Source organism: Klebsiella sp. GB_Kp047 (assembly GCF_040065235.1).
In the GTDB taxonomy this organism is placed as follows: Bacteria; Pseudomonadota; Gammaproteobacteria; order Enterobacterales; family Enterobacteriaceae; genus Klebsiella; species Klebsiella quasipneumoniae.
This window is the reverse complement of sequence record NZ_JBEAJG010000039.1, coordinates 154,251-178,585: the sequence shown is the minus strand read 5'-3', so window position 1 is coordinate 178,585 and position 24,335 is coordinate 154,251. Positions and strand designations below refer to the sequence as shown.

25 protein-coding genes are annotated in these 24,335 nt (G+C 60.2%); 9 read left to right on the top strand and 16 right to left on the bottom strand.

The genetic code is table 11. From position 1 onward, the window contains the following. Positions 1-270: 270 nt before the first annotated feature. Positions 271-810, bottom strand: a complete 540-nt coding sequence (locus ABLV76_RS18250) for a DUF3251 domain-containing protein (RefSeq protein ID WP_004204835.1) — start codon at positions 808-810, stop codon at positions 271-273. 147 nt (positions 811-957) lie between these two features. Here ABLV76_RS18250 and nrdR point away from each other — a divergent pair, with 147 nt between their 5' ends. The 6 genes from nrdR (at position 958) to pgpA (ending at position 5,050) form a co-directional block, all read left to right on the top strand. After that, entirely contained in the window at positions 958-1,407 is a 450-nt protein-coding gene (gene nrdR / locus ABLV76_RS18245; RefSeq protein ID WP_002890417.1) for a transcriptional regulator NrdR, read from the top strand. Positions 1,408-1,410: 3 nt separating this feature from the next. Further along, positions 1,411-2,514: a bifunctional diaminohydroxyphosphoribosylaminopyrimidine deaminase/5-amino-6-(5-phosphoribosylamino)uracil reductase RibD gene (gene ribD / locus ABLV76_RS18240; protein WP_348878408.1), complete on the top strand. Its 1,104-nt coding sequence runs from the start codon at positions 1,411-1,413 to the stop codon at positions 2,512-2,514. A gap of 87 nt (positions 2,515-2,601) precedes the next feature. Continuing rightward, a complete protein-coding gene (ribE, locus tag ABLV76_RS18235) occupies positions 2,602-3,072 on the top strand; it encodes a 6,7-dimethyl-8-ribityllumazine synthase (RefSeq protein WP_001021161.1) in 471 nt (156 codons plus the stop codon). A 19-nt stretch (positions 3,073-3,091) separates the two neighbouring features. Beyond that, complete coding sequence (nusB, locus tag ABLV76_RS18230) at positions 3,092-3,511, top strand: transcription antitermination factor NusB (protein ID WP_004204833.1); 420 nt, start codon at positions 3,092-3,094, stop codon at positions 3,509-3,511. Between the two features lie 71 nt (positions 3,512-3,582). Next, entirely contained in the window at positions 3,583-4,554 is a 972-nt protein-coding gene (gene thiL, locus ABLV76_RS18225) for a thiamine-phosphate kinase (RefSeq protein ID WP_004204831.1), read from the top strand. Continuing rightward, a complete protein-coding gene (pgpA, locus tag ABLV76_RS18220; protein ID WP_004177266.1) occupies positions 4,547-5,050 on the top strand; it encodes a phosphatidylglycerophosphatase A in 504 nt (167 codons plus the stop codon). Before thiL ends, pgpA begins: the two co-directional genes overlap by 8 nt. A gap of 45 nt (positions 5,051-5,095) precedes the next feature. On the opposite strand, the gene ABLV76_RS18215 is transcribed toward pgpA, so the two are convergent. From ABLV76_RS18215 to xseB, 4 genes are read right to left on the bottom strand one after another with little or no spacing between them, the layout of a single operon-like run. Next, a complete protein-coding gene (locus ABLV76_RS18215; RefSeq protein ID WP_017898927.1) occupies positions 5,096-6,070 on the bottom strand; it encodes an aldo/keto reductase in 975 nt (324 codons plus the stop codon). A 60-nt stretch (positions 6,071-6,130) separates the two neighbouring features. Beyond that, a complete protein-coding gene (gene dxs, locus ABLV76_RS18210) occupies positions 6,131-7,993 on the bottom strand; it encodes a 1-deoxy-D-xylulose-5-phosphate synthase (RefSeq protein WP_004204827.1) in 1,863 nt (620 codons plus the stop codon). A gap of 18 nt (positions 7,994-8,011) precedes the next feature. After that, complete coding sequence (ispA, locus tag ABLV76_RS18205) at positions 8,012-8,911, bottom strand: (2E,6E)-farnesyl diphosphate synthase (RefSeq protein WP_004204826.1); 900 nt, start codon at positions 8,909-8,911, stop codon at positions 8,012-8,014. Continuing rightward, positions 8,912-9,154: an exodeoxyribonuclease VII small subunit gene (xseB, locus tag ABLV76_RS18200; RefSeq protein WP_004204824.1), complete on the bottom strand. Its 243-nt coding sequence runs from the start codon at positions 9,152-9,154 to the stop codon at positions 8,912-8,914. It lies immediately after the preceding gene. A 181-nt stretch (positions 9,155-9,335) separates the two neighbouring features. Here xseB and thiI point away from each other — a divergent pair, with 181 nt between their 5' ends. Then, positions 9,336-10,784 (top strand): tRNA uracil 4-sulfurtransferase ThiI, encoded by a 1,449-nt coding sequence (thiI, locus tag ABLV76_RS18195; RefSeq protein WP_004204823.1) that lies wholly within the window; start codon positions 9,336-9,338, stop codon positions 10,782-10,784. A 66-nt stretch (positions 10,785-10,850) separates the two neighbouring features. Here thiI and ABLV76_RS18190 read toward each other — a convergent pair whose 3' ends face one another. The 3 genes from ABLV76_RS18190 to panE are packed head-to-tail and all read right to left on the bottom strand — an operon-like array spanning position 10,851 to position 12,846. Continuing rightward, positions 10,851-11,327, bottom strand: coding sequence for an SRPBCC family protein (locus ABLV76_RS18190; protein ID WP_048323159.1), 477 nt, complete (start codon positions 11,325-11,327; stop codon positions 10,851-10,853). A 51-nt stretch (positions 11,328-11,378) separates the two neighbouring features. After that, positions 11,379-11,972 (bottom strand): protein deglycase YajL, encoded by a 594-nt coding sequence (gene yajL, locus ABLV76_RS18185; RefSeq protein WP_004204820.1) that lies wholly within the window; start codon positions 11,970-11,972, stop codon positions 11,379-11,381. Then, positions 11,935-12,846 (bottom strand): 2-dehydropantoate 2-reductase, encoded by a 912-nt coding sequence (panE, locus tag ABLV76_RS18180; RefSeq protein ID WP_017898925.1) that lies wholly within the window; start codon positions 12,844-12,846, stop codon positions 11,935-11,937. Before panE ends, yajL begins: the two co-directional genes overlap by 38 nt. A gap of 218 nt (positions 12,847-13,064) precedes the next feature. On the opposite strand from panE, the gene ABLV76_RS18175 reads away from it, so the two are divergent. Beyond that, positions 13,065-13,556, top strand: coding sequence for a YajQ family cyclic di-GMP-binding protein (locus tag ABLV76_RS18175; protein ID WP_002891465.1), 492 nt, complete (start codon positions 13,065-13,067; stop codon positions 13,554-13,556). Positions 13,557-13,598: 42 nt separating this feature from the next. Here the strand turns inward: ABLV76_RS18175 and ABLV76_RS18170 are convergent, their stop codons facing one another. From ABLV76_RS18170 to ABLV76_RS18135, 8 genes are all read right to left on the bottom strand, one after another. Beyond that, positions 13,599-14,963, bottom strand: a complete 1,365-nt coding sequence (locus ABLV76_RS18170; protein ID WP_004204817.1) for an MFS transporter — start codon at positions 14,961-14,963, stop codon at positions 13,599-13,601. 159 nt (positions 14,964-15,122) lie between these two features. Beyond that, complete coding sequence (locus tag ABLV76_RS18165; RefSeq protein WP_004204816.1) at positions 15,123-16,301, bottom strand: Gfo/Idh/MocA family oxidoreductase; 1,179 nt, start codon at positions 16,299-16,301, stop codon at positions 15,123-15,125. A gap of 331 nt (positions 16,302-16,632) precedes the next feature. Beyond that, positions 16,633-17,994 carry an aromatic acid/H+ symport family MFS transporter gene (locus ABLV76_RS18160; protein WP_017898923.1) on the bottom strand — a complete coding sequence of 454 codons (1,362 nt, stop codon included), beginning with the start codon at positions 17,992-17,994 and terminating at the stop codon, positions 16,633-16,635. Between the two features lie 10 nt (positions 17,995-18,004). Next, a complete protein-coding gene (locus tag ABLV76_RS18155; RefSeq protein WP_165708290.1) occupies positions 18,005-18,823 on the bottom strand; it encodes a TIM barrel protein in 819 nt (272 codons plus the stop codon). A gap of 58 nt (positions 18,824-18,881) precedes the next feature. After that, entirely contained in the window at positions 18,882-20,573 is a 1,692-nt protein-coding gene (locus ABLV76_RS18150) for an FAD-dependent oxidoreductase (protein WP_032455633.1), read from the bottom strand. A 10-nt stretch (positions 20,574-20,583) separates the two neighbouring features. Next, positions 20,584-20,904, bottom strand: a complete 321-nt coding sequence (locus ABLV76_RS18145; protein ID WP_094311725.1) for an NIPSNAP family protein — start codon at positions 20,902-20,904, stop codon at positions 20,584-20,586. A gap of 13 nt (positions 20,905-20,917) precedes the next feature. Then, positions 20,918-22,594, bottom strand: a complete 1,677-nt coding sequence (locus ABLV76_RS18140; RefSeq protein ID WP_325926314.1) for an FAD-dependent oxidoreductase — start codon at positions 22,592-22,594, stop codon at positions 20,918-20,920. Continuing rightward, complete coding sequence (locus tag ABLV76_RS18135; protein WP_080837259.1) at positions 22,591-23,412, bottom strand: shikimate dehydrogenase; 822 nt, start codon at positions 23,410-23,412, stop codon at positions 22,591-22,593. Before ABLV76_RS18135 ends, ABLV76_RS18140 begins: the two co-directional genes overlap by 4 nt. Positions 23,413-23,564: 152 nt before the next feature. Between ABLV76_RS18135 and ABLV76_RS18130 the strand changes: the two genes are divergently transcribed. Then, entirely contained in the window at positions 23,565-24,323 is a 759-nt protein-coding gene (locus tag ABLV76_RS18130; RefSeq protein WP_004204808.1) for an IclR family transcriptional regulator C-terminal domain-containing protein, read from the top strand. Positions 24,324-24,335: the final 12 nt, after the last annotated feature.

Genomic DNA, 24,335 nt, shown 5'->3' with positions numbered 1-24,335 from the left:
GGCGTTAAAAGAAGTGCCGAAGCGTTTCTAAATATTTCGTCTTTCTGTGGGGGTCTATTATAGGAATCATTGCTCACAAAAATACGTGTTGTTTCACATAACCAGAACATGCGTAATCGATTGCGTTCACGATTCTATGCATTTCTTGACAAAATGCTACTGAAAATCGCGATGCAGAACGATTTCTAATGAACTCTTGTGAAAAGTTGTAAGTGGAGAAGAATGACGGGGCAGGATGTCGCCGGGCAGGGGAAAGCCCGGCGCAAAGGCTTACTGTGCGGCGGCGGGCTGGATATCGTGGACGCGAATAAAACCGACTTTGTCCGGCGTCACGTTCAGGCGCAGCGGGATGTTGACATCGCTGGGTGCGAGGATGCTGGCCGGGGCGCTGATCAACTGATCCTGAACATTTACTTCCTGGTAGCTGTGGGTAGTGCCGGTGATCTGTCCGGAGGCGACGGTGGCGGTAAAGGCCGGCAGCGGATCGTTGGATTCGCCCTGAATACGTAACGTCAGGCGTGACCCGTCGCCATCCGGCGTAATGCTCGCCACCGACATGCGCAGGGTGCCGATCTGGCTCTCCAGCCGCGCCGGGGTTTTCGCCTCCGGCAGCAAATAGACGCCGCGGGTAGATTTCGCGTTCAGCGCGTTTTGCTGGGTAATTTTGATCGTTTGCTGATTGAGCTGGGTCATCTCCTGGCTCAGGGTGCTCACGCTCTGGTGCATCTGGCGGATTTCGCTTTGCTGGGCGCAGGCGGTAAGGGTAAACAGGCTGCCCGCGATGGCGAGTTTCAGGTAACGTCTTGTCATGGTCAGGATTCCGTTTGCAGAGGATGCTTAATGGTAGCCAAACCGCCTGTCTCTCCCATAGATCCTTTGTCTCAAAAGCTCTTTCTTTGTAGTCAGGTCACTTCGCGGTAAACTACCCTTCAGTTTAACTACCTGTCAGGACGCGCTATGCATTGCCCTTTCTGTTTCGCCGTGGATACCAAAGTGATTGACTCTCGTCTGGTGGGGGAAGGCTCTTCCGTGCGTCGCCGTCGGCAGTGTCTGGTCTGTAATGAGCGCTTTACCACCTTCGAAGTGGCGGAGCTAGTGATGCCCCGGGTGGTGAAGAGTAACGATGTGCGTGAACCCTTCAACGAAGACAAGCTGCGCAGTGGGATGCTGAAAGCGCTGGAGAAACGTCCGGTCAGCGCCGATGACGTCGAAATGGCGGTCAACCATATCAAAACCCATCTGCGCGGAACCGGCGAGCGCGAAGTGGCCAGCAAAATGATCGGCAATCTGGTGATGGAACAGCTGAAAAAACTGGATAAAGTCGCCTATATTCGCTTCGCGTCGGTCTATCGCAGCTTCGAAGATATCAAAGAATTCGGCGAAGAGATCGCCCGCTTACAGGACTAAGCCATGCAGGACGAAATGTACATGGCGCGTGCGCTTAAGCTCGCCGCCCGCGGTCGCTTTACCACCCATCCTAACCCTAACGTTGGCTGTGTCATTGTAAAAGACGGCGAGATCGTCGGCGAAGGGTTCCACTATCGCGCCGGCGAGCCGCACGCCGAAGTGCACGCCCTGCGGATGGCGGGGGAACAGGCGCGAGGCGCCACCGCCTATGTCACCCTTGAGCCCTGCAGCCACCACGGCCGTACGCCGCCGTGCTGCGATGCGCTGATTGCCGCCGGCATCAGCCGCGTGGTCGCCGCGATGCAGGATCCGAACCCGCAGGTGGCGGGGCGCGGCTTGTACCGTCTGCAGCAGGCCGGTATTGAAGTCAGCCACGGGCTGATGATGAACGAGGCGGAAGCGCTGAACAAGGGCTTCCTGAAGCGGATGCGCACCGGTTTTCCTTGGGTGCAGCTCAAGCTGGGTGCTTCGCTGGACGGCCGCACGGCGATGGCCAGCGGCGAAAGCCAGTGGATCACCTCCCCGCAGGCGCGACGCGACGTGCAGCGTCTGCGCGCACAGAGCCATGCCATTCTGACCAGCAGCGCCACCGTACTGGCGGACGATCCGGCGCTGACCGTGCGCTGGCAGGAGCTGAGCGCCGATACCCAGGCGCTGTATCCCCAAGAGAATTTGCGCCAGCCGCTGCGCGTCGTGATCGACAGTCAGAACCGCGTCACGCCTGAGCATCGTATTGTGCAGCAGGCGGGGGAAACGCTGTTTGCCCGCCTGGGCGCCGATGAGCGCCAGTGGCCGGACAGCGTGCGCACGCTGCTGGTTCCGGAACATAACGGCCATCTCGATCTGGTGCTGCTGATGATGCTGATTGGCAAACAGCAGATCAACAGCGTCTGGGTGGAGGCGGGGGCCACGCTTGCCGGGGCGCTGCTGCAGGCGGGGCTGGTCGACGAGCTTATCGTCTATATTGCGCCTAAACTGTTAGGCAATGCGGCGCGTGGATTATGCGCGCTGCCGGGGCTTGAAGAACTGAGCCAAGCGCCCCATTTTAAATTCAATGAGATACGTCAGGTTGGCCCGGATGTCTGCCTGCATTTAACCACTGCGTGAGGCTTTCCTGATTATTAGGAAGCAGCGCTCAGAATAATATGATAAAATCCGCCCCTCTTGCGGGGCACATGAACCCGAAGGAAGAGTATGAACATTATTGAAGCTAACGTTGCTACCCCGGACGCTCGCGTCGCCATCACCATTGCGCGTTTCAACAACTTTATCAATGACAGCCTGCTGGAAGGTGCGATTGACGCCCTGAAACGCATTGGTCAGGTAAAAGATGAAAACATCACCGTTGTTTGGGTTCCAGGCGCGTATGAGCTGCCGCTGGCGGCTGGCGCACTGGCGAAAACCGGTAAATATGACGCGGTGATCGCGCTGGGTACGGTGATTCGCGGCGGTACCGCCCACTTTGAATATGTGGCAGGCGGTGCCAGCAATGGCCTGGCGCACGTCGCTCAGGACAGCGAAATCCCGGTAGCCTTTGGTGTTCTGACCACTGAAAGTATTGAACAAGCCATTGAGCGCGCTGGCACCAAAGCCGGTAACAAAGGCGCAGAAGCTGCGCTGACCGCGCTGGAAATGATTAACGTATTGAAAGCCATCAAGGCCTGATTTTTGTAAGGGGAATTCCGTGAAACCTGCTGCTCGTCGCCGCGCCCGTGAGTGTGCCGTCCAGGCGCTCTACTCCTGGCAGTTGTCCCAGAACGACATCGCTGATGTCGAATACCAGTTCCTGGCGGAACAGGACGTAAAAGATGTTGATGTTCTGTATTTCCGCGAACTGCTGTCCGGAGTGGCGACTAACAGCGCGTACCTCGACGGCCTGATGAAGCCCTACCTGTCCCGTCAGCTGGAAGAGCTGGGTCAGGTGGAAAAAGCGGTGCTGCGTATCGCGCTGTTTGAGCTGTCCAAACGCGATGACGTACCGTATAAAGTGGCCATCAATGAAGCTATCGAACTGGCGAAAACCTTCGGCGCTGAAGATAGCCACAAGTTCGTCAACGGTGTGCTGGACAAAGCGGCTCCGGTAATTCGTCCCCACAAGAAGTAAACTGCAGGCCGGGTTTTGCGAGGGTCGTCTCGCAACCCGGCCTTATTTATTATTTTGCTGAGGCATAACGTATGGCATGTGGCGAATTCTCCCTGATTGCCCGTTATTTTGATCGCGTTAAAAGCGCTCGTCTTGATGTCGAGACCGGTATCGGCGACGACTGCGCTCTCCTGAATATTCCCGAGAAAAAAACGCTGGCAATCAGCACCGACACTCTGGTGGCGGGCAATCACTTCTTACCCGATATCGACCCGGCCGACCTCGCCTATAAAGCCCTGGCGGTGAACCTGAGCGACCTCGCAGCGATGGGCGCAGAGCCGGCGTGGCTCACCCTGGCGCTGACCTTGCCGGAGGTGGATGAAGCCTGGCTGGAAGCCTTCAGCGACAGCCTGTTTGTCCAGCTTGACTACTACGATATGCAGCTGATTGGCGGCGACACCACCCGTGGCCCGCTCGCCATGACCCTGGGTATCCACGGCTTTGTGCCGCCTGGGCGCGCCATGAAACGTTCAGGTGCGAAGCCGGGAGACTGGATCTATGTCACCGGTACCCCGGGGGACAGCGCCGCCGGCCTGGCGCTGTTGCAGAACCGGCTGACGGTGGATACGCCGACTGACGCCGACTATTTGCTGGCCCGTCACCTGCGTCCGATGCCCCGCGTGCTGCAGGGCCAGGCGCTGCGCGACCTGGCGACGTCGGCGATCGATCTCTCCGACGGCCTGATCTCCGATCTGGGTCATATTCTCAAAGCCAGCGGCTGCGGCGCGCGTATCGAGCTTGATGCCATGCCGTACTCTGACGCGATGCTACGCCAGGTTGATTCTGAGCAGGCGCTGCGCTGGGCGCTCGCCGGTGGCGAAGACTACGAGCTGTGCTTTACCGTACCGGAACTGAACCGTGGGGCGCTGGACGTGGCCCTTGGCCATCTTGGCGCGCGTTTTACCTGTATCGGACAGATTGCGCCGGAGAGCGAAGGTCTGCAGTTTATCCGCGACGGTAAGCCGGTCACGCTTGATTTAAAGGGATACGATCACTTTGCGTAGTCGAGACGAGGCGCTTAGCCGCCTGAGTATGCGTAATCCATGGCATCTGCTGGCGACCGGCTTTGGCAGCGGCTTAAGCCCGGTGGTGCCGGGCACGATGGGGTCGCTGGCGGCGATCCCGTTCTGGTATCTGATGACTTTTCTCCCCTGGCAGCTCTACTCGCTGGTGGTGATGATGAGCATCTGTATCGGGGTCTATCTGTGCCATCGCACGGCCAAAGATATGGGCACCCATGACCACGGCAGCATCGTCTGGGACGAGTTCGTCGGGATGTGGATCACCCTGATGGCGCTGCCGACCCTGGACTGGCAGTGGGTGGCCGCCGGCTTCGTCATTTTCCGTATCTTCGATATGTGGAAACCGTGGCCGATTCGCTGGTTTGACCGCAATATTCACGGCGGAATGGGGATCATGGTGGACGATATCGTCGCCGGCGTGATCTCCGCCGGCGTGCTGTATGTTATTGGCCATCACTGGCCCATCGGTCTGCTTTGACCGCTTCTCCCCGGCAGCGCCATGCTGTCGGGGAAACCACGCCCGTCACTTAAATCCCACCACCGGATGCGGCTGATAGGGCGCCTCCAGTTTGTCGATCTGTTCCGGAGATAGCGTCAAATCCACCGCCTGCAACAGGTCATCGAGCTGTTCCTGACGCGACGGACCGATAATTGGCGCGGCGACGCCGGGCTTGCTTAACAGCCAGGCGAGGGCGACCTGCGCGCGACTGGCGTCGAGCTCTTCCGCCACGTCCGCGAGATTCCCGGCGATCTGCGCGTCGTTCTCTTCGCTGGTGCTGTAAAGCGATTTGCCGAACTCATCCGAGACCAGCCGGGCGGTGGTCTCACCCCATGGGCGGGTCAGCCTGCCGCGCGCCAGCGGGCTCCACGGGATCACCGCCACGCCGTTACGCTGGCACAGGGGCAGCATCTCATTCTCTTCTTCCCGGTAAATCAGGTTGTAGTGATCCTGCATGGTGACGAAGCGCGCCCAGCCGTTCTGCTGCTGAAGCGCCAGCGCCTGGGCAAACTGCCGGGCATGCATGGACGAGGCTCCGATATAGCGCGCTTTGCCGGCTTTCACCACCTCGTCCAGCGCTTCGAGCGTCTCTTCAATCGGGGTGCTGTAGTCCCAGCGGTGGATCTGCAACAGGTCGACATAGTCCATACCGAGACGGCGCAGGCTGTCGTCGATAGAGCGCAGGATCTGCGCCCGGGAAAGCCCTTCCGCCAGATCGCCGACCTGGTGATAGACCTTGGTGGCGACAACCACCTCGTCGCGGCGGGCAAAGTCGCGCAGAGCGCGGCCGACGATCTCTTCGCTACTGCCGTCGGAGTAGCTGTTTGCGGTATCGAAGAAGTTGATGCCGCCTTCAATGGCGTGCTGGATGAGCGGGCGACTGCTCTCTTCCGGAAGCGTCCAGGCGTGTCTGCCGCGGTCCGGCTCGCCGAAGGTCATGCAGCCGAGGCAGAGTCGGGAAACACGTAAGGCAGTATCGCCGAGGGGGATATAGTGCATGGTGCGCTCCTGCTATTCATCAAGGGTATCCCTTAAGCATAGCAGGAGCGGGAGGGGCGATTATGCCAGCCAGTCGAGGATTTTGGCTTCAATACCGGCGGCATCGAGGCCGAGGTCGGCGCGGATCTCTTCCTGAGTGCCCTGCGGAATAAAGACGTCCGGCAGGCCAATATTGAGCACCGGTACCGCCCGGCGATGGGCCATCAGCACTTCATTCACGCCGCTGCCGGCGCCGCCCATAATGGCGTTCTCTTCCAGCGTCACCAGAACGTCGTGCTCGCCTGCCAGCTGCAGGATCAGCGCGGTATCCAGCGGCTTCACAAAGCGCATGTCCACCAGGGTGGCGTTGAGTTTGTCCGCCACCGCTGCGGCCTCCGGCAGCAGGGTGCCGAAGTTGAGGATCGCTACCTTCTCGCCCTGGCGTTTCACTACCCCTTTGCCGATCGGCAGCGATGCCAGCGGCTCCAGCGTCGCGCCGGTGCCGCTGCCGCGCGGATAGCGCACCGCGCAGGGGCCGTCGCTGTAGTGGTAGCCGGTGTACAGCATCTGGCGGCATTCATTTTCATCGCTCGGCGTCATCACCACCATATCCGGAATACAGCGCAGGAAGGAGAGATCGAACGCCCCCTGATGCGTCTGGCCGTCTGCGCCGACAATCCCGGCGCGGTCGATGGCAAACAGCACCGGCAGCTTCTGAATAGCCACATCGTGGATCACCTGATCGTAGGCTCGCTGCAGGAAGGTGGAGTAGATGGCCACCACTGGTTTGTAGTCGCCAATCGCCAGTCCGGCGGCGAAGGTGACTGCATGCTGCTCGGCGATGGCGACATCAAAGTACTGATCGGGGAATTTCTTCGAAAATTCCACCATCCCTGAACCTTCGCGCATCGCCGGGGTGATGGCCATCAGCTTGCTGTCTTTGGCCGCCGTTTCGCACAGCCAGTCGCCGAAGATTTTCGAATAGGAAGGGAGACCGCCGCTGCTTTTGGGCAGTACGCCGCTGGTATGGTCGAACTTTGGCACCGCGTGGAAAGTGATCGGGTCTTTCTCGGCGGGCTCATAGCCGCGGCCTTTTTTGGTCATAATATGCAGGAACTGCGGGCCCTTCAGGTCGCGCATGTTCTTCAGGGTGCTGACCAGACCGAGCACATCGTGGCCATCCACCGGGCCGATGTAGTTAAAGCCCAGCTCTTCAAACAGCGTCCCAGGCACCACCATGCCTTTGATATGCTCTTCGGTCCGCTTAAGCAGTTCTTTAATCGGCGGTACGCCGGAAAAGACCTTTTTGCCGCCTTCGCGCAGGGTGGAGTAGAGCTTACCGGAGAGCAGCTGCGCCAGATGATTATTCAGCGCCCCGACGTTCTCGGAGATCGACATTTCATTGTCATTCAGCACCACCAGCAGGTCGGGTTTGATATCCCCGGCGTGGTTCATCGCTTCAAACGCCATCCCGGCGGTGATCGCCCCGTCGCCAATCACGCACACCGCGCGCCGCTGTTTATCCTCTTTCGCGGCGGCGATAGCCACCCCGATGCCAGCGGAAATGGAGGTGGAGGAGTGACCGACGCTCAGCACGTCGTACTCGCTTTCACCGCGCCACGGGAAGGGGTGCAGGCCGCCTTTCTGGCGAATGGTGCCGATTTTGTCGCGGCGGCCGGTCAGAATTTTATGCGGGTAGGCCTGGTGACCGACGTCCCAGATCAGGCGATCGAAGGGCGTGTTATAGACGTAGTGCAGCGCCACGGTCAGTTCCACCGTGCCGAGGCCAGAGGCAAAGTGACCGCTGGAGCGGCTGACGCTGTCCAACAGGTAGCGCCGCAGCTCATCACACAGCTTCGGCAGGCTCTCTTTTGGCAACAGGCGCAACTCCTGGGTGGAATCTACCAGCGCCAGGGTCGGGTATTTGGCAATATCAAAACTCATCAGAGACTCATTTATTGTTTATTTATCGCGCTGAATAATGTAATTCGCGAGCGCTTCCAGTGCCGAAGTATCCAGAGATTGTGCGGCCAGTTCATCTAACGAACGGCGGGCATCAGCGATCAGGTCGTGCGCTTTCTTCCGGGCTTGCTCAAGACCCAGGAGGGCGGGATAGGTGCTTTTACCCAATTGCTGGTCGGCACCCTGACGTTTGCCAAGGGTCGCAGTATCCCCTACCACGTCGAGAATGTCATCCTGGACCTGGAAGGCCAGGCCGATATTTTCCGCATAGCGATCCAGCGCGGGCAGGGCGGCACGCCCGCGCTCGCCGGCGCTCAGCGCCCCCATGCGGACGGCGGCGCGGATTAGCGCGCCCGTTTTGTGGCGGTGGATACGTTCCAGCGCCTGCAGATTCACCTGCTGTCCTTCCGCCTGTAGATCCAGCGCCTGGCCGCCGCACATGCCCGCCACGCCGCTGGCCTGCGCCAGTTCGGAAACCATCGCCAGACGATCCCGGTCAGGGACGTCCGTCATCGGCGCATCACTGAGTATAGAGAACGCCAGCGTTTGCAGGGCATCTCCCGCAAGAATTGCGTTGGCTTCGCCAAATTTAATATGGCAGGTCGGCAGTCCGCGACGCAGATCGTCATCATCCATCGCCGGCAAATCATCATGCATCAGAGAATAAGCATGAATGCATTCGACCGCGGCGGCAGGGGCATCCAGCGTGGTGCGGCTCACGCCGAACATCTCGCCGGTAGCGTAGACAAGGAAGGGACGCAGGCGTTTACCGCCTAAGAGTGCGCCATAATGCATCGCTTCCACCAGCGGAGTGTTCTGAAAGGGCTGCGGCGCGATAAAACGGCGCAGCGCCTCGTTAGCCTGTTCCACACAGGCCTGCAATTGTTGCGGGAAATCCATTTATTCAGCGTCCGGCGTAAAAGGCGTGGTCGGGGAATCTTCACTATCCGCCAGCAGGATCTGCACGCGCTGTTCGGCCTGCTGCAGCTGGCTTTGCCCCTGGCGGGCCAGCTGGACCCCGCGCTCAAATTCGCTGAGCGCTTCTTCTAACGGCAAATCGCCGCTTTCCAGACGGTTTACGATCTGCTCCAGTTCGCCCAGTGCAGTTTCAAAGCTGGCCGGGGCCTCATTTTTCTTTGGCATAGTGAATATAGACTCTTGTTATTTCGCGACGGCAATACCGGGTATGGTAACGAAGTCACGCGTGTAAGCAAATAACGCGCAATGGTGATATACTCCGCGCCCAGGATGCAGGCACCGGTGTGCGCTGCTTTACAACTTTTGCTTAAAGCCCCGTCGGGCTTGCCAACGAACTATTGTCGCCATGAAGTTTATCATTAAATTGTTCCCGGAAATCACCATCAAAAGCCAATCTGTGCGGTTGCGCTTCATTAAAATCTTAACCGGGAACATTCGTAACGTTCTCAAAAACTATGACGAGACGCTGGCCGTCGTTCGCCATTGGGATCATATCGAAGTTCGCGCGAAAGATGAAAATCAGCGCCCGGCTATTCGCGATGCGCTGACCCGTATTCCCGGCATCCACCATATTCTGGAAGTCGAAGACGTACCGTTCACCTCGCTGCACGATATTTTTGAGCAGACGCTGCCGCTGTGGCGCGAGGCGCTGGAAGGCAAAACCTTCTGCGTGCGGGTGAAGCGTCGCGGCAAACATGAATTCACCTCAATTGAGGTAGAGCGTTACGTCGGCGGCGGCCTGAATCAGCATATTGAAACGGCGCGCGTGAAGCTGACCGACCCGGACGTTACCGTCAATCTTGAGATTGAAAACGATCGCCTGCTGCTGGTGAAAGGCCGCTATGAAGGTATCGGCGGTTTCCCGATCGGCACGCAGGAAGATGTGTTGTCGCTGATTTCCGGCGGCTTTGACTCCGGCGTCTCCAGCTACATGCTGATGCGCCGCGGCTGCCGCGTGCACTACTGCTTCTTTAACCTTGGCGGCGCCGCCCATGAGATTGGCGTCCGCCAGGTCGCGCATTACCTGTGGAACCGCTTCGGCAGCTCTCACCGCGTTCGCTTTGTGGCGATTAACTTTGAGCCGGTGGTCGGCGAAATCCTTGAAAAAGTGGATGACGGCCAGATGGGCGTGGTGCTCAAGCGCATGATGGTCCGCGCCGCGTCAAAAGTCGCGGAACGCTACGGCGTGCAGGCGCTGGTCACCGGCGAAGCGCTGGGCCAGGTCTCCAGTCAGACTCTCACCAACCTGCGCCTGATCGACAACGTCTCCGATACCCTGATCCTGCGTCCGCTGATTTCGCACGATAAAGAGCACATCATCGACCTGGCCCGCGAGATCGGTACGGAAGATTTCGCCCGCACGATGCCGGAGTACTGCGGCGTGATCTCCAAGAGCCCGACCGTGAAGGCGGTGAAGGCGAAGATTGAAGCGGAAGAAGAACACTTCGATTTCAGCATCCTCGATAAAGTGGTGGAAGAGGCGAGCAATATCGATATCCGCGAAATCGCCCAGCAGACGGAAGAGACGGTGGTGGAAGTGGAAACCGTGAACGGCTTTGGCGCCAACGACGCGATCCTCGACATTCGCTCCATCGACGAGCAGGAAGACAAGCCGCTTAAGGTCGAGGGGGTTGAAGTTGTTTCTCTGCCGTTCTACAAGCTGAGCACCAAGTTTGGCGATCTCGATCAGAGTAAAACCTGGCTGCTGTGGTGCGAACGCGGAGTGATGAGCCGTCTGCAGGCGCTTTATTTGCGCGAGCAGGGCTTCAGCAACGTGAAAGTTTATCGCCCGTAACAGGTTGTTATGATGCAAAAGGCCTTCCTTGATGGAAGGCCTTTTTACTATTGGCTGGGGAGTGTATTAGCGCAGGGTCAGCGCCAGGTCATTGAGTTGATCGATGACAATATTCCAGCCCTCGAAAAATCCCATCTGCTCATGCTGCTCGCGGGTTTCATCATCGGCATGCAGCACCGTAGCCGTATAGCGACACCCGCCCTGTTCATCGGCAAAAGTGATGATGGCCGTCATCGCGAAGGGGGAAACGGCGGGGCGATAATCCGCCGTCAGCATCGAGGTCATGACGATTTTTTGTTGCGGGATAACCTCAAGAAAACAGCCGGGGTTATCGCTGCGTTCACCGTCAGGGCCGTGCATCACGGTGTGAAAGGCCCCGCCGGCGCGAAAATCAAAGGTCAGAACCTCGGTTTGCCAGGGCTTCGGGCACCACCAGGTTCGGAGTAATGCCGGGTCGGCCCACGCGCGCCACAGGGCTGCGGCGGGCGCGCTGAGCAGGCGGCTGATAACAAGATCGCGAGAATCGGTTGCGCTACGGGACATGCTACGACTCCTCAGGAAAAGGGGGAGCCAGTCCGCGGCGCGGACCGGCTATCAGGCTTCGTAGTAATTATAGATGCCGGCGGCCATCACCAACTGTGAGGCGACCTCATACGCTTTCTCGCGCCCCACCAGCAGATCGATCATTTTCAGGGCGAAATCAATCGATGTCCCTGGACCCTGGCTGGTTAACAGATTCACCCGCGGATCCCAGACCACCCGCTTATCCTGCCACTGATCGGCGGGGATCTGCGCCTTCAGCGCTGGAAAACCGGTCATGTTGCCGATCGGGAACAGATGATGAGGTACCAGCACGGTCGCCGGAGCGGCGCAGATAGCGGCCACAATGCGCCCAGAGAGATGAAACTGGCGGACGGTTTCCACCAACAGCGGGCTGTCGCGAAAGCACTCCGCTCCCTTGAGGCCGCCCGGGAGGACGATAATATCGAAATCGCCATCGGCCACCTCGACCAGAGGAGCATCCGCCAGCAGCTTGACGCCGCGCGAGCAGACGATGGTCAGGCCGCCGTCGCTGGCGACGCTGGCGGTGGTCACCTTCACCCCGCCGCGGACCAGCAGGTCGATAGTGGTGACCGCTTCGGTCTCTTCGCTACCAGGGGCGAGGCAAATCAGTGCCGACGCGCTCATATTCATTCTCCTTACGCTTGACCAGTTCAAATAAGCGGGCGTTTTCCGGTACGGCAACGCCGTGGGCGCGGGCACGGTTGAGCAGAAAACCGGTGATATAGTCGATCTCCGTGTGCCGCTGGGCGCGAACGTCCTGCAGCATGGATGAGATATTTTCTGCCGTACTTTCAATCACCTGTTCGACATAAAATAGCAGGTTTTCCGCCGAGGTATGAATACCTTCGCGCTCCATCACTGCCGCCACCTCGCGACAAATGGCCGCAACTTCCTGCGGATAGTCGCGCAGATCGCCATTTTTACACCCTTTTATCGCGGTCAGGGGGTTAATCACGCAGTTAACCGCGAGTTTGCGCCAGGTGGCCGAGAAAATATTGTTGTGCCAGGCGACATCCGGCAGCACGTTCTGCAGCACTTCAGCGAGGTAGCTGTAGTCCTGTTCGTAGCTTTTCGCCGGCCCGATATGCGTGGTGCCCTGGGCGACGTGGATGATGACATTCCCGTCCCGGCGAGCCGCCTGGGTGGTGGAGGCCAGCAGCAACGGCTGTTTCACGCTGCGCAGCTCCTCGACGGTTCCCATGCCGTTATGCACCAGCACAATCGGCGTGGTGTCCGGCAGGATCGCGGCCAGGTGCTTCACCGCGTTTGAAACCTGCCAGGCTTTTAAAGTGACAATCAGCAGCTCGCTGCTGGCAAGAAAATCGGGATCGTTGGCCGTCAGCGACTCGTTGAACACCGAGCCGTCGGTTTCAATGACGTTGACGCTACAGAATGGCTGCGGCACGCGCAGCCAGCCCTGGACTTCATGTCCCTGTTTGCACAACGCGGTCAGCCATAGTTGTCCCAGTGCACCGCATCCCAGTACGGTTACTTTCATTGTTCCTCCTCATCTGCCGCTACCCCAGGCGCTGATGACTAAAGTCTATCTCGTCGCTTTTCGCATCGTCGCACGGAAAGGGGGTTTCGGCGTCGTCGGGCAGCATGGGGAAAATAGCGCGAGCGTTGCGTAATCAGCTAAGCTTCCGGGATAACAAGTTGAGTTATGCCGCGTTGCAGGTATTATGCAACGCAAAAGAAACGGAAGGAGAGGAAAAGATGCCATCTTTCGATATTGTCTCTGAAGTTGATCTTCAGGAAGCCCGTAACGCGGTAGACAACGCGAGCCGCGAAGTCGAGTCGCGTTTTGATTTTCGTGGCGTTGAAGCCACGTTTGAATTAAACGACGCCAACAAGACCATTAAAGTGCTGAGCGAGTCTGACTTCCAGGTGAACCAGCTGCTGGATATCCTGCGCGCCAAGCTGCTCAAGCGCGGCATTGAAGGCACCTCCCTCGACGTGCCGGAAGATATCGTACACAGCGGTAAAACCTGGTTTGTTGAAGCGAAGCTGAAGCAGGGCATTGAAAGCGCGGTGCAGAAGAAGATCGTTAAACTGATCAAAGACAGCAAGCTGAAAGTGCAGGCCCAGATTCAGGGCGAAGAGATCCGCGTGACCGGTAAGTCCCGCGACGATCTGCAGTCGGTGATGGCGCTGGTGCGCGGTGGCGATCTGGGACAACCGTTCCAGTTCAAAAACTTCCGCGACTAAGGCGGCCGACAGACAGCAAAAAGCGGGGAATTCCCCGCTTTTTTATACCCCTTTGATGAGCTGCTCTATCTCGAAGCGGTTGGTGACTTTGCTGTCGATTTTGATATACACCGAACGCTCCTCGGGCACCACCAGCGCCTGATGAACCCCGCTGGCATTCAGCAGACGCGCCTGCAGCGCGCTGTCGACCACCACGCCGTCCGGTACCTCTACCCGCAGGCTGCTGACGTAGGGCGGCTCGCTCATGGTGCTGGCCACCAGCAGCCACAGCATCGCCAGCAGGGCGCCCAGCAGAAACACGGTCTGCGAATCAAAGAAACCATCGACCCAACCGCCAAGGGCGCCGCCAATCGCCACCCCGAGGAACTGGCTGGTGGAGTAGACGCCCATCGCGGTGCCTTTGTAGCCCGCCGGCGACTCTTTGCTAATCAACGACGGCAGCAGCGCTTCCAGCAGGTTAAACGCCAGGAAGAAGAGCTGAACGCCCGCCACCAGTTCCCAGAAGTAGCCTCCGGCGCCCCAGAGGACAATCTCCGCAATCAGCAGGATGGCGACGCAGAGCAAAAAGACGCGCTTCATCTTACGCTTCACTTCGGCGTAGATGATAAACGGCACCACCGAGATGAAGGAGATAACCATGGTGACCAGGTAAATCTTCCAGTGCTCGGCGGCCGGGAAGCCGGCGGCCTCCAGCTGTCCGGGCAGCGCGACAAAAGTGGACATCAGCATGATGTGCAGGCACATGATGCCAAAGTTGAGCTTCAACAGGCGCGGCTCCGCCAGCACCTTGCTAAAGCAGCCCTTCACCATCCCGGATTCGCGGTTAAGCACGTGGTTCTGGCTGTTGGGAACCACCCACAGGGTGAGCAGAATGCCGACGGTCGCCAGGATGGCGATCATCCAGAACAGGGCGTGCAGACCCAGCTGATGGGTAATAATCGGCCCCAGCACCATGGCGATAGCGAAAGTGACGCCGAAGCTGACGCCAATAAACGCCATCGCTTTAGTGCGGTTCTGTTCGCGGGTGAGATCGGAGAGCAGGGCCATGACCGCGGCGGCGATGGCGCCGGAGCCCTGAAGGGCACGGCCAAGAATGATGCCCCAGATGGAGTCGGTGAGCGCGGCGATGACGCTGCCGAGCACGAAAATAAGCAGGCCGCCGACGATCAACGGCTTACGGCCAATACGGTCAGATAACAGTCCGAAGGGGATCTGGAACACCGCCTGCGCCAGACCGTAGATGCCGATCGCCAGGCCAATCAGCGCTTCACTGGCGCCCTGCAATGCCATGCCATACGTGGTCAGAACCGGCAGGACCATAAACATGCCAAGCATGCGCAGGGAGAATACCGTCCCCAAACCCCAGGTCGCGCGCAGTTCCCCTGGCGTCATTTTGTTATCGTTCATTACCACCTCAATATAAAAACTGCGCCTAGTGTAGCGGCGGGGGGTAAGAAGCGTAAATAAATGTTTGTTTAACAGATATTACGGGGCTGTTGCGCGATGCGACAAGTTGGTAAAAATCAATAAACCAGTGGAGGAGGACTCCACTGGCGAGGGGGAAAATTAAGGTAAAGTAAAGTCAACCCACTGGCTGCCGGCATCAGCCGATTTGACGCATTGCTCGACCCAATAGACGCCGTGCAGACCGGCTTCGACGTCCGGATACCAGAAGTCTTGCAGGAAGGCGCGATCGTCACGGTCCGTAGCGTCAATCGCCTGCGCATAGCGGCGATAGAGGTTGGCCCAGGCTTCAAACAGCCCTTCCGGATGACCGCCGCCGATGCGATCGTCCGCCAGCGCGTTTGCGCTCAGGTAGGGCATCCCGCGTTCCAGAATGCGCGCCGGCTCGCCCTGCACCTCATAGCTGAGCTGGTTAGGATGCTCATCCCACCATTCGATACTCGCTTTTTCGCCGACGATGCGTACTTTTTGCGAGTGCATGGCGCCGCTGTTCACCGCGCTGGTCCACATCGAGCCAACCGCGCCGTTGTCATATTCCATCAGGACAAAGGCGTTATCTTCCAGCGGCGCGCGAGAGGGAACAAAGCTCTGGCGGGAGCACATCAGCCGTTTGATATTGAGCTGTGGCGCCATGGTTTCGGCGACAAACAGCGGATGGGTGGCCAAATCTCCCAGCACATAGCTGGGCCCGGCGAACTTCGGCGTCACGCGCCAGCGGGTGGATTCTGCCTGCAGCTCCACGGCCTGGTTATGAAAGCCGTGGGCGAACTGCATATTGACGATGCGGATCTCGCCGAGCAGCCCATCGGCAATCATCTGCCGCGCCTGCTGGATCATCTGATAGCCGGCATAGCCGTAGGTGACGCCGACGATTTTGTTCTGTTTTTTACTCAGGTCCACCAGTTCGCGTGCCTCTTCGGCGGTAAAGCAGAGGGGCTTTTCACAGATGACATGGAGGCCCGCTTCCAGCGCCGCTTTGGTGATGGCGAAATGGGTATTATTCGGGGTGGTGACCGAGACGACCTCGATCCCGTCAGGACGCTGCGCCTCTTCACGAAACAGGGTCTGGTAGTCGGCGTAGCAGCGCTCCGGCGCGATGCCCAGTTGCTCACCGAACGCGCGCCCGCGCTCGGCATCGACGTCAAGCGCGCCGGCCAGTAGGGTGTAAACATTGTCACGCAGCGCCGCACAGCGGTGGCTGTAGCCGATCTGGCTGGTTCCCCCGCCGCCGACCATGCCCCAACGCAGGGAACGGGATAAGGGTTTCAGACCGTTTAACATGGTGCTCTCCTTTTTGAAATCATTCGCACTCTGAGGCGCTCAATGCCGACGCCTGCGGCAACGCGCATCCGGATAGACTGACCTAAACTTAAGGAAATGTTTGTTCTGTTTCAATTGTATTGTGGAATTTATTTTTCATATATGCGAAGGGGATCGAATAAGCAGAAGTTTATTTTCCGCTGGGTTGAAAAGGAGAGGGGAATCAACGGCGACGGGTACAGGCCGGAATGTGGCGGAATGCTTTTCGTTACAGAGCAAGATGAAATAAATTTTCTTTTTAACCTCAACGTGCGGTGCAATCCGCAGATTGCACCGGAGGAAGACGACGACATTACGCTCCGCGCACAGATGCGGGGGCTGGCGAAGCGGCGGGAGGATTACCGGCCGCAAAGATACCCTTCGCCGCCAGGCCTGCGACGGTGAGGGCTGCCGGGATGCCGAGGATCAAAAAGACGCTTTCGAAGGGCAGGTTGAGCGCCATCATCTCAGCGCCAGCAAAGGCGCTGAGGATCGCGCCGATCCGCCCGACGCCGTGCATCCAGCTGGATCCCGTCGCTCGCGCCTGCGTGGGGTAGTAACGGGCGGAGAGGGCGTTCATGCCGGTATTGGCGCCGTTCAGGCAGGCGCCGCTGATAAACGCCAGCATACAGAGCAGGGCAAAGCTGCCCGCCGCGTAGCCCATCGCCATGGTAAACAGGCCGCCGACGGCGTAGATCATCCCCAGCGCGCGATGGGGATTGATGCGGTCCATCAGCCAGCCGGCAAACAGCGAGCCGAGGGTACCTCCCGCCTGGTAGATGGCCGTCATGACGGCCGCCTGGCTGACGGTAAGCCCGACCTCCTTAACCAGCGTTGGCAGCCAGCTGCCGAGAATATAGACGAGGAACAGCCCCATAAAGTAGACCAGCCATAGCATCAGCGAGCCAAAGCCATACTGGCGGGAGAGCACAATGCGCATCGCATTCCCGGCCGCCGGCTGCGCCGGCAGGATAAACGTCACGTTGTCGCTGATTTGTCCGGGATAAAGACGATTGAGGATGGCGCGAATGCGCGCCGCAGGCGCTTGTTTTATCACCAGAAAACGAACCGATTCCGGCAGCCGCCAGATAAGCAGGGGGGCAAACAGCAGCGGCAGAATGCCGCCGAGCGCCATCAGCGAGTGCCAGCCAAACTGCGGGATCAGCCATGACGCGGTAAATCCTCCGGCCGCCGCGCCGAAGGTGAAGCCGCAGAAGATGACGGTAATAATAAATGAGCGCTGGCGTTCCGGAGCGTATTCCGACACCAGCGTCCCGATGTTCGGCATCGCGGCGCCCAGTCCGAGCCCGGTCATAAAGCGGAAGAACATCATCTGCTCAATGTTGTGCGAGAAGGCGGTGGCGATGGTCCAGAAGCCGAAGAAGAAGACGCTGTTGATGATGATCTTCTTGCGTCCCAGCCAGTCGGCGAGCGGGCCAGAGAAAATCGCGCCCAGCGCGAGGCCGATCAGCGCGGCGCTAATCACCAGGCCCAACTGGTGGTTGCTTACCCCCCACTCCAGCTTCAGCGTCGGGGCGATAAAGCCCATGATCGCGATATCAAACCCATCAAGAGCGATAACGCAAAAGCCGAGAAAAATAATCTGCTTTTGAAAGCGGCTCAGAGGATTACGGTTAATTAACTCTCTGACATCCAGGCGTTGAGTCTGTGTCATAGCGTATTCCTTATGCGCAGGAGCGCAGGTAGGGCTGCGCGGCATTGAACAGTAATTGCGCCCGCTGGAGGGGCGGCAGGGCGCCCTGCTCACCGTCCAGCGGCACTTCGAGGGAGACCGGTAGCGTTGCCGGCAGTGCCGCCATCAGACCGTGCAGATCCAGACCGCCTTCCCCCGGCACGTTGCGCGCTGAGCGGGCCTGGCGGATGAGCTCCTGCTCGCTTTCCGGCCGCTGCGCCGCGCCATCGCAGAGTTGCATATAGTTCAGATGATGCGCGGGCAGGCTGGAGAGGGCGGAGAGCGATTCCCCCGCGCGCCAGAAATGAAGGGCGTCCACCAGGATGCCGATATCTTCCCGCCCGCTGGCGGCGATCAGCGCCTGCGCATCGGCGATCGTGCGCAGCTGGGTCCAGGGCATCGGCTCAAGGTTCATGGTCAGGCCAAATGAGCGACCGGCTGCGGCGAGAGTGGCCAGGTTGTCGGCGCTGCGCTGCAGGTTGTCGTCATTCCCGGCGACTAACACCTGTCCGGCGCCAAGCCGCGCGGCGGTCTCCATAAAGCGCTGCAGCCGATCGTCGAGGGTAAACCCCGGGCTGAGGCGGACGATCTCCACGTCCGAGACGCGGATGCCGGTTTCCATCAGCGCGGCCAGGGTCGCGCGGACGGCGGGGGTATCGCCCAGCATGTCGTAGTCCGGGTCGGCGGGTGTGGCGGGCAGCAGCCGCAGTCCCACGTGGGTAAAACCGGTTCTGGCCGCTATCCGCACCTGTTCGGGGGGAGGGACATCGAGCAGGCTCAGCGCGGCGAGCGATAGGGTACGCATGTTCATAAATGGCTCCGGTACAGTTGCAGGTGAAGTTAGCCAGGGGTATTGCCGTCCCTGGTTTTTATTGCTTTGTTTTTATTGTGTTTGCCGCCAGATTTTTGCCCACCAGGTAGCCGAAGGTCATAGCCGGCCCGAGGGTGATCCCTCCGCTGGGGTAATAGCCGCGCATCACGCTCGACATGTCGTTGCCGATGGCGAACAGGCCCGGTATCGGCTGCTGCTGCCCATCCAACACCCGAGCGTGCTCGTCGGTTTGTAACCCGCTAAAGGTGCCCAGCGAGCCGGGCAGAATGCGCACCGCGTAGAACGGCCCTTCGCGCAGCGCTCCGAGCGTCACCTGATGGTCACCCTGCGCGCGGTTATAGGCCGATGCGCCGCGGTGAAAATCGATGTCTTCACCGGTGCTGGCAAAATGGTTAAAGCGTGCAACGGTTTCCGCCAGCGCATCGGTATCGATGGCGCACCGCTTCGCCAGCTCGGCAAGGGTGTTTCCTCGCCGCAGATAGCCGGTACGCAGCCAGGCGGTAGGGGAGAACGGAAAGGGCCTGGCGTGGCCCAGGCCATAGCGGCGCAGCGCGCGCCGATCGGCCAGCAGCCAGGCCTGCGGCGTGTCGCCCGCGGGCGTCGCCGCCAGCAGGGCGGCGATAAAGTCGTGATAGGAGTCGGCCTCGTTAACAAAGCGTTTGCCGTTAGGCAGGACGGCGATCACCCCGGGCTTGGCGCGTTCCACCAGATGGGGAAACATCAGCTGCTGGCCGCTGGCGAGGGTGACGCGGGACACCGGCGCCCAGGCCAGCGGGTGGCGCAGGCGGGTATCGAACTGGCCGCCGGCGGATTCGCCAAGGCGGATCCCCTCGCCCTGATTGTCAGGCGGCGCGGCGGAGAAATGGCCGTAACCCTCCGCGGCATGAGGCACCACCTGCGCCAGGCGCTGCCGATCGTGGGGAAAACCGCCGCAGGCCAGCACCACGGCGCCCGCTTCGACGAGTATCTCCCCGCCGTCGCTGCGCAGCACTGCACCGGACACTCCCTGCGGACCCTGCAGCAGTCTGACCGCCGGGGCGTTGAGCTGAAAACGCACCCCGGCGTCGAGGGCGGATCGCAGCAGACGGGCGACCAGCGCATTGCCATTGACCAGATGCAGCCCTCGTCCGGCGCGCAGCCGCTGCCAGCCGTGGCGCAGCAGGCGGCGGGCGGCATACAGCGCAGAGCGCGGCGAGCGGGTAGCGTTGAAAAAATGCGCCATGTCCGCGCCGCCGGCGATGCCCATCCCGGCAAGACTGATGGTCTCCAGCGGCGGGCGCAGTCGGTGGAGCCAGTCGCCGAGCAGGCGGCCATCGTAGGGCTGAGCGGTGACCGACCGCCCACCGTTCGCCGCGCCCGGCGACGCGTGAAAGTCCGGCATGGTGCTGCCCGACAGAAACTTCACCGCCGTCCGTTGATGAAAAAAATCCACCATTTCCGGCCCGTAATGCAGGAAGGTCTGCAAGCGAACGTCGGCGGCTTCTCCCCCCATCTCATGCTGCAGATAGGTCAGCGGGGCATCGGCCGCTTCGTCGATGCCCTCCGCTCGCGCCAGCGGGTTGCAGGGGATCCACAGCCAGCCGCCGGACCAGGCGCTGGTCCCGCCGAGCACTGACGCTTTCTCCGCCACCATGACGCTGGCGCCGTGCACTGCCGCGGTGACCGCGGCAGAGAGTCCCGCCGCGCCGGATCCGACCACCAGCACATCCACCTTCACAGGCCCGCTCATGATGGACTCCTTATTGCAATGGTGAAAAAGCGGTGGGGCGCATCAGCACCGATTCGAGGCGCTCCACGGCGGCCAGTTCGCGGTTTTTCCGCGAGAAGGTCTGCCAGCGCTCGTCCTGGGCCATCCGTGCGCGGCGTACCAGACGATCGTCCAGGCTTTCGTAAGCCCAGATGTGCACTACCTGATTGACCACGCCGATCTCGGTAAAAAAGAAGCCGATCAGTTTGCCAAGATGGTCAGTTTGCACCGGCAGGGCATCGCTTTGGTACAGCGCCAGCCAGTCGGCCATTTTCAGCGGATTGATGGTGTAGGTGCGTTTTTCGTAGATCATGATGTTTTCCTGATTAGTGGGTGGCGGGTTGCGCCAGATGGCAGGCGGCGAGGTAGCCAAACGTCAGCCCCGGGCCAAGGGTGATGCCGGGACCCGGGTAGGTGCCGGCCATCAGCGAATCCATGTCGTTTCCCACCGCGTACAGCCCCGCAATGGGGTTGCCTTCAGCGTTGACGACCTGGGCATCGGCGGTGGTGACCAGACCTCGAGAAGTCCCCAGATCGCCGGTATAGAGTTTGATGGCATAGAACGGCGCGCTGAGCAGGGGAGCGTTGCAGGCGTCAGGATGACGGCCCTGATCGCCCATCGCCCGGTTATAGCTGTTGCCGCCTTTGGCAAACTCACGGTCCACACCCTGCGCGGCGTCACGATTGTAGCGGGCGACCGTCTCGCTCAGGGCGTGGGCATCCAGCCCAAGCTGCTGCGCCAGCGCGGCCAGGGTATCGGCTCTATGCAGATAGCCAGCGGCGATCAGGGCGTCATTGTTCACCGGCGCCGGGCGCGCCAGCCCGAGGCCGTAACGCTTCATCGCCTGCGCGTCGCACAGTAAAAAGCAGGGGGCATTCTCCGCTGCACGCTGCATCGCGCTCGCAAAATGGTGATAGGAGCTGGACTCGTTAACGAAGCGTACCGCCCGCTGATTGACGGCAATCACGCCCGGCTTGGCCCGGTCGGTCACCAGGTGGGGGAAGCGCTCCTCGCTACCGTCGGCCCGGGTCAGCACCGATACCGGCGCCCAGAAAAAGTTGGACGCGCGATCGGCTCCCTCGCGAGCGTTGAGTGCCGCCGCGAGACGCAGAGCGGCGCCATCATTGGCTGGCGGCGACATGGTGAAGTGCTCTCGGGTGTGAGGCCGATAGCGCGCCGCCAGCGCGCCAGCGGCAAAGCCGCCTGCGGCTAGCACCACCCCACGGCGGGCGTGTAGCGTCTCTTTTTGCCCCTGATAGCCAATCTCTACCCCGGTGACCGCGCCTTGCGATTCGCACAGCGCCAGCACATTGACATTCAGCCGAAGGCTCATGCCTTTACGCAGCGCCGTGGTCGCCATGCGGGCAATCAGCGCATTGCCCATCGCCAGGCGCGTGCCGCGAGGATATTTCACCCGGTCGCGGGCGTAGCGCAGCAGCAGCCGGGTGCAATGGGCCAGGGAGCGCAGCGAGCGACGCATATCGAGAAAATGTTGAATGTCGACGCGGTTGACCATCATCCCGCCAAACAGCAGCATCCCCGGCGGAGGCGAGCGCAGGTCGCGAAACGCGTCCCCCAGTTCACGGCCGTCATACTCGACCACCTCCAACGCCCGACCGACGTCGACGGCGCCGGGCTCATCCGGATAGTAATCGGGTGAGAGCGGGCGCAGGCTATATTTCACCGCCCCCTCGCGCTCCAGAAAGGAGAGGGCCTCTCGCCCGGCGCGGACAAACGCCTCGGCGATATCTTCGCGGTAGTGGGCCTCGCCGATAATGGTTCGTAGATAGGTTTTGATCGCTTCGGCGCTACCGCTTTTGCCCTCGGCGCGCGCCTGGTCGGTATCGTGCAGCCACACGGCGCCGCCGGAGATAGCCGAGGTGCCGCCGAACTGACCGGCTTTCTCCAGCATCAGCACCGACAGCCCTTTGCAGCTGGCGGTGACCGCGGCGGCAAAGCCAGCGGCGCCACTGCCGATGACGATCACATCCCAGCTTTTCATGCCGCCGCTCCCTGCGCCGACGGGATGGCGCCGATAAACTGGCCCATCAGCGTCATCTGCGCCAGCGCCATTTCCGGCCCAGTCTGTACCCGGCAGCCGCGGGCGGCGGCGAAGGTGAGCAACGGCGTCATCTCCGGGGCGGTGACAACGTCGGCCACGTGGGTGGCGCTGTCGAGCGTCTCCAGCAGCGCCTGGGGTAGGGGCAGTGCATCAAACCCGGCCATGCCGGCCGGCGAGCCGTTGATCAGCAGATCGACACCGTGCAGGCTGTCCGGCAGCGTGCTCAGTTGCACCGCCGGAAAGGCCTCGGTCAGAAGATCGTGCAGGCGTTGCCGGGTGGCCGGGTTTTGATCGTGCAGAGCCAGTTGGCGGATCCCCGCCTCGCACAATCCCCAGGCGATGGCGCTGCCGACGCCGCCGCAACCGGAGAGCAGCGCCTGCTTACCTGCCGGCTGAAAACCCTGTGCCTCGGCGGCAAGCTGAAATCCGACGCCGTCCAGCATATCGCCCTGTAACCGGCCATCCGCCAGCTTGCGGATCACATTGATGGCGTTGAGTCGGCGAGCGCGCGGCGTAAGCTCGTCGACCAGCGCGGCGGCGCGTTGTTTATGCGGTACCGTCACCAGCACGCCGCTCATGTTCTGCCAGCCGCGCAGGGCGTTGAGGTAGGCGGCCACCGCGTCCGGGACGATATCCACCGGGATCATGACGCTGTCCATGTGCTGTTCGGCAAAGTAGCGGTTGAAGTTATCCGGTGATTTCACCTGGGCGATCGGATGACCAATCACGGCGACAACCTGGGTAGTTCCACTGACCATTTCAAACCTCATTTGTTAAATGAATGTTGTGAAAGTATTTCAGCGGAAGCTGGGAGCGACAACGCAGAATTCGGACATGTTGGTTGTTAATCGCACCATCGCTGCGATAATCGCAGGAAATCGATAATGATGTTGCAAAAATGTGAGCGAATATGCAAAACACCATTCATCCACGCGATCTGATCGTCGGTTTACAAAAAGGGTTGGCGTTGATCCAGCTTTTTTCCAAAAACTGCCCAAAGCTCACTGTTGCCCAGGCGGCGAAAATGAGCGGCCTGACGCAAAGCGCGGCACGACGTTTTTTGTTGACGCTGCTGCATGATCGTTATTTGCAAACCGATGGGCGCTATTACTGGCTTACCCCGAAGACCCTGCGGCTTGGCCAGGCCTATGTTGATTCGGCGCAGTTTCCACGCATGGTGCGACCGATTGTCGAATACATCGCCAGCCGGACCGAAGAGCACGCCTCGGTGGGGGTGGTGGATGAAGATGAGCTGGTCTATATCGCCCGCAGCCGGCATACGCCGTTTAACTCCACGTCGGTTCGGCTAGGGGAGCGGGTGCCCATCTTCTGTACCGCCGGGGGGCGATTATGGCTGGCTTCGCTGCCGGAAGCAGAGTGTGAAGCGGTTCTGCAGCGCATTACCCGGGAACAACGCACGCCCTATACGGTGACCGACGTCGCGCCGCTGATGGAGAAAATCGCTCAGGTGCGGCGTCAGGGATACGCTACCATTGAACAGGAGTTTGAGATTGGCATGCTGGTGCTGGCGGTACCGTTAACCGACAGGGAAGGAACCTGGTGGGGAGCGCTAAGTCTGACCAGCCATCAATCGCGGACCTCGCTGGAAGCGTTATGCCGTGATCATCTCGATCTGCTCTACAGCGCGCAGGCGATGCTGGTGGGGTAAACAGGGCAGCCG

Bases quoted from the DNA above. Each gene is read 5' to 3' on its own strand.
- yajL (WP_004204820.1), bottom strand. From the start codon at position 11,972: ATGAGCGCGTCGGCACTGATTTGCCTCGCCCCTGGTAGCGAAGAGACC.
- ABLV76_RS18165 (WP_004204816.1), bottom strand. From the start codon at position 16,301: ATGTTAAACGGTCTGAAACCCTTATCCCGTTCCCTGCGTTGGGGCATG.
- thiI (WP_004204823.1), top strand. From the start codon at position 9,336: ATGAAGTTTATCATTAAATTGTTCCCGGAAATCACCATCAAAAGCCAA.
- ABLV76_RS18155 (WP_165708290.1), bottom strand. From the start codon at position 18,823: ATGAACATGCGTACCCTATCGCTCGCCGCGCTGAGCCTGCTCGATGTC.
- dxs (WP_004204827.1), bottom strand. From the start codon at position 7,993: ATGAGTTTTGATATTGCCAAATACCCGACCCTGGCGCTGGTAGATTCC.
- panE (WP_017898925.1), bottom strand. From the start codon at position 12,846: ATGAAAGTAACCGTACTGGGATGCGGTGCACTGGGACAACTATGGCTG.
- nrdR (WP_002890417.1), top strand. From the start codon at position 958: ATGCATTGCCCTTTCTGTTTCGCCGTGGATACCAAAGTGATTGACTCT.
- ABLV76_RS18250 (WP_004204835.1), bottom strand. From the start codon at position 810: ATGACAAGACGTTACCTGAAACTCGCCATCGCGGGCAGCCTGTTTACC.
- ABLV76_RS18145 (WP_094311725.1), bottom strand. From the start codon at position 20,904: ATGATCTACGAAAAACGCACCTACACCATCAATCCGCTGAAAATGGCC.
- ABLV76_RS18160 (WP_017898923.1), bottom strand. From the start codon at position 17,994: ATGACACAGACTCAACGCCTGGATGTCAGAGAGTTAATTAACCGTAAT.
- ribD (WP_348878408.1), top strand. From the start codon at position 1,411: ATGCAGGACGAAATGTACATGGCGCGTGCGCTTAAGCTCGCCGCCCGC.
- ABLV76_RS18170 (WP_004204817.1), bottom strand. From the start codon at position 14,963: ATGAACGATAACAAAATGACGCCAGGGGAACTGCGCGCGACCTGGGGT.
- ABLV76_RS18140 (WP_325926314.1), bottom strand. From the start codon at position 22,594: ATGAAAAGCTGGGATGTGATCGTCATCGGCAGTGGCGCCGCTGGCTTT.
- ispA (WP_004204826.1), bottom strand. From the start codon at position 8,911: ATGGATTTCCCGCAACAATTGCAGGCCTGTGTGGAACAGGCTAACGAG.
- xseB (WP_004204824.1), bottom strand. From the start codon at position 9,154: ATGCCAAAGAAAAATGAGGCCCCGGCCAGCTTTGAAACTGCACTGGGC.
- ABLV76_RS18215 (WP_017898927.1), bottom strand. From the start codon at position 6,070: ATGCACTATATCCCCCTCGGCGATACTGCCTTACGTGTTTCCCGACTC.
- ABLV76_RS18190 (WP_048323159.1), bottom strand. From the start codon at position 11,327: ATGTCCCGTAGCGCAACCGATTCTCGCGATCTTGTTATCAGCCGCCTG.
- ABLV76_RS18130 (WP_004204808.1), top strand. From the start codon at position 23,565: ATGCAAAACACCATTCATCCACGCGATCTGATCGTCGGTTTACAAAAA.
- ABLV76_RS18175 (WP_002891465.1), top strand. From the start codon at position 13,065: ATGCCATCTTTCGATATTGTCTCTGAAGTTGATCTTCAGGAAGCCCGT.
- ABLV76_RS18150 (WP_032455633.1), bottom strand. From the start codon at position 20,573: ATGAGCGGGCCTGTGAAGGTGGATGTGCTGGTGGTCGGATCCGGCGCG.
- ribE (WP_001021161.1), top strand. From the start codon at position 2,602: ATGAACATTATTGAAGCTAACGTTGCTACCCCGGACGCTCGCGTCGCC.
- thiL (WP_004204831.1), top strand. From the start codon at position 3,583: ATGGCATGTGGCGAATTCTCCCTGATTGCCCGTTATTTTGATCGCGTT.
- ABLV76_RS18135 (WP_080837259.1), bottom strand. From the start codon at position 23,412: ATGGTCAGTGGAACTACCCAGGTTGTCGCCGTGATTGGTCATCCGATC.